Raw genomic sequence first — 2548 nt, 5'->3', positions numbered from 1 at the left:
ATCCTGGCGACCGGCGTCGTCGCGGCGATCGTGCTGACTCCGCCGGCGACGCTGTCGGCCGAGCTCGCTATGCAGCGCGATACCGGTGCACCGCCGCTGTTCCAGGGTGCCGACACCATCGCGCTCGCCGCGACGGGCGACACGGCGTCGTTCGGGGTCGGCGAATGGGCGAGCGTGTTCGCGACGGCGACGAATCCCGAGGCGTTCGACGGCGACGAGATCACGCTCACCGGCTTCGTCACGCCCGGCGACGGCGGGTTCTCGCTCACGCGCCTCGTCATCACGCACTGCGTGATCGACGCGCAACCCGCGAGCGTCCCGGTGGCGACCGCCGGTGACGCCCCCGACACCGGCACCTGGGTCAGCGTGACCGGGACGATCCACGATGCGGGCGGGAGGCTGCAACTGCAGGCGTCGGACGTGAGCGTCATCGATCAGCCCAAGGACCCGTATGAGTACTGAGGCGCGCACCCGCCGGGAGAGCGCGCGCCGCCGGCGTTCGCGGGCGTTCGTCGGCGCGTTCGTGGCGATCATCGCCGTCCTCGGCGCCATCGGGCTCGCCGGGTCCGCCGTGACGACCGCGCAGGGCCCACGCGTGACGCACGTGAGCGTCGATCCGGATGCCGCGGTGAGCTCGCCGGGCTCCCGCATGATCCTCACGACGACCCAGTCGCTCGCCGAGGTCGCTCCCGCGCAGGTGACCGTGACGCCCGCCACCGACTTCACCGTCGACACGTCGGGGCGCAGCGTCGGCATCCGCTTCGCGCAGCCGCTGTGGGACGACACCGACTACACCGTGTCGATCGACGGCCTCAGCGGCGTCGGCGGGGGGGCCTCGGCATCCGTTCGGGAGTCGTTCTCGACGCCGCTGCTGCACTCGTTCCTGCTGCAGCGCGGGAGCGTCGACGGCGACACGATCTTCCGCACCGATCTCGTCGGCGACGCCGCGGTGCCCGTGTACACGAACGCGCACATCGAGGATTTCCGCGCGACCGCGGGTCACCTCGTGATCGCGACCCTCGACGACCACGGCCGGTCGCACCTGATCGTCACGGACCTCGCCGGAACCGGCGAGCGCGAACTGCCGCTACCCGGTGAGGGGACCGTCACGAACCTGCAGAGCGCCGACCGCGGCAACCTCGTCGGCTACACGTTCACCGACGCGAACGTCGGCAGCGCGGGCGCGCGCGAGGCGACGCTGTTCACGGCATCCCTGGACGCGGCGCAGCGGGATGCCGACCCGGTGCCGGTCGAACGCGACGGCGGCGAGTCCCGCGTGGACGACTGGCGGTTCGTCCCCGGCACCGACAGCATCCTCATGCTCACCTACGACGGCGCGCTGACCCTCGTGTCCCCGCCGACGGTGGGCGGGGCGGGCGCAGCGCCTGTTGCGCTCGGGAACGCCGTGGCGATCGATGGCATCGCGCGAGGCTCGACCACCGCCGTCATCGAGCGGGTTGATGGACCCGTCGCGATCGATCTCGCGACGGCGCAGGAGACACCGCTGCCGGCGACCGACCCCGCCCTCGGCCAGGTCAACGCCACGACGCCGCTCGTGGGCGGCGACACCCTCCGGGTCCTCGCGGTGATCGACGGGTTCACGGTGACGTCGACGACCGTCAACGTCGTCGACGTCACGGGCGCCGCGCGGCCGGTGTTCTCAGTCGACCCGGCCGACGTGCTGATTCAGACGTGCGTGTCGCCGAGCGGTCGCTACGTCGCGTTCCTGATCGCGCCGGACGCCGTGTCCAACCCGTACGACGGCTACCAGCTGCCGTTGCCCGATCGCGTGCAGACGCACGTCGTCGCGCTCACCGATGGCGCCGAGGTCGTGGCGCTGGACGGGTTCGCGATCTCGTGGTGCCAGACCCCGCCGCGCGGATGAGCGGGCCGTCGGGTGCGGTCTCGGGTGCCGGGTCCCGCCGAAACTCCACAGAATTCGCCGCCGACCGCGCAGACGGGGGCCGAAACGCCATGCCGGGCACCGAATCCGTGGAGTTTCGAACCGGCCGGCTTGTGCCCGCGATGCGGGAGGCGCTGTCGGGGCTTCCCGTCGAGGTCGCCCCGCGGCTGCTCGGCGGCGTGCTGCGGGTCACCGTCGGCGGTGCGACCGTCGCGGCGCGGCTCACCGAGGTCGAGGCGTACCACGGGGCCGGGACCGGCGAGATCCCCGATCCGGGTTCGCACGCCCGCATGGGTCGCACTGCCCGCAACGCGACGATGTGGGGCGAACCGGGGCATCTGTACGTGTATCTGAGCCACGGCATCCACTCCTGTGTGAACGTCGTCTGCGGTCCTTCGGGTGTTGCCGGGGGAATCCTGCTGCGTGCCGCGGAGATCGTGGCGGGGGAGGATGCCGCCTTCGCGCGGCGCCCGGCCGCGCGAACCCCGCTCGAACTGGCACGGGGGCCGGGGCGCCTCGGGGATGCCGTCGGCCTGCGTCATCCGGTCCACGACGGGATCGACGCCGTCACCGGTGCCGAGCAGGCAGGCGCCGTCGCGAGGCTGTGGCTGCCGGCGGCCGCGGCCGATGAAGTCGCGACGGGGC

3 protein-coding genes are annotated in these 2548 nt (G+C 72.6%); all 3 read left to right on the top strand.

What is annotated here, in order from left to right; all coding sequences use genetic code 11:
* Positions 1 to 462 (top strand): TIGR03943 family putative permease subunit (locus WBP48_RS01370; protein WP_424434948.1); only part of this gene is annotated, 462 nt, incomplete at its 5' end.
* Positions 452 to 1885: a hypothetical protein gene (locus WBP48_RS01365; RefSeq protein ID WP_424434945.1), complete on the top strand. Its 1434-nt coding sequence runs from the start codon at positions 452 to 454 to the stop codon at positions 1883 to 1885. The genes WBP48_RS01370 and WBP48_RS01365, both read left to right, overlap by 11 nt.
* A gap of 140 nt (positions 1886 to 2025) precedes the next feature.
* A partial coding sequence (locus tag WBP48_RS01360; protein WP_424434951.1) for a DNA-3-methyladenine glycosylase occupies positions 2026 to 2548 on the top strand: 523 nt, incomplete at its 3' end.

It is taken from the genome of Microbacterium sp. (assembly GCF_049661145.1).
Lineage (GTDB): Bacteria > Actinomycetota > Actinomycetes > Actinomycetales > Microbacteriaceae > Microbacterium.
Note: the sequence above shows the minus strand (reverse complement) of the source record. Positions and strands in the feature narration are given on the sequence as shown.

What these genes read in the sequence shown, in the direction of transcription:
- WBP48_RS01365 (WP_424434945.1), top strand. Translation starts at nt 452, where the DNA reads ATGAGTACTGAGGCGCGCACCCGCCGGGAGAGCGCGCGCCGCCGGCGT.